The following is a 549-nucleotide window of genomic DNA, read 5'->3' as shown; positions in this document are numbered from 1 at the left end:
TGGTTTTTTTTTTTTTTCAGGGGAGAGGGGGGAAAGGGGGGGGGGGCCCGTCCGGGGGCGCGGGGATGTGTAAAAGAGACAGAACCCACTGAACGCCCTTTATACTTGGCCCCGTGGGCTTGAGCACAGTCTTCGATCACCTTAAGACCATACTTATCGGCCAGGTCCATGATAGGGTCCATATCGGCTGGCCACCCCGCCAAGTGGACCACGATAATGGCCTTGGTTCGCGAAGTAATCACCTTTTCGATAGTCTCAGCGGTAATATTCCCACTGTTGAAATCAACGTCTGCAAAAACCGGCTTAGCCCCACGCATTACTGCCGCGCTAGCCGAGGCGATAAAGGTACGAGGAGTCGTGATGACTTCATCCCCGCTGCCAATGCCTAAAGCATAAAGGGCGAGCCCGAGGGCTACCGTACCGTTATTGAGGGCCACCCCATAGCGAGTGCCCACTACCTTTGCAAACTCTTCCCCAAAACGCCGCCCTTCCTGCCCAGTCCCGTAAATGGCGCTTTACTAACCTTAAGGCCCCCCCGCATTTACAGGG

The 549-nt window shown here is 55.6% G+C and carries 1 protein-coding gene; it reads right to left on the bottom strand.

From position 1 onward, the window contains the following. On the bottom strand, positions 1 to 455 hold a 455-nt coding region (locus tag EKL94_RS22275), incomplete at its 3' end, for a DegT/DnrJ/EryC1/StrS family aminotransferase (protein ID WP_260473494.1). Between the last annotated feature and the right edge of the window lie 94 nt (positions 456 to 549).

The organism is Stenotrophomonas maltophilia (assembly GCF_003970865.1).
Lineage (GTDB): Bacteria > Pseudomonadota > Gammaproteobacteria > Xanthomonadales > Xanthomonadaceae > Stenotrophomonas > Stenotrophomonas maltophilia_AR.
Note: the sequence above shows the minus strand (reverse complement) of the source record. Positions and strands in the feature narration are given on the sequence as shown.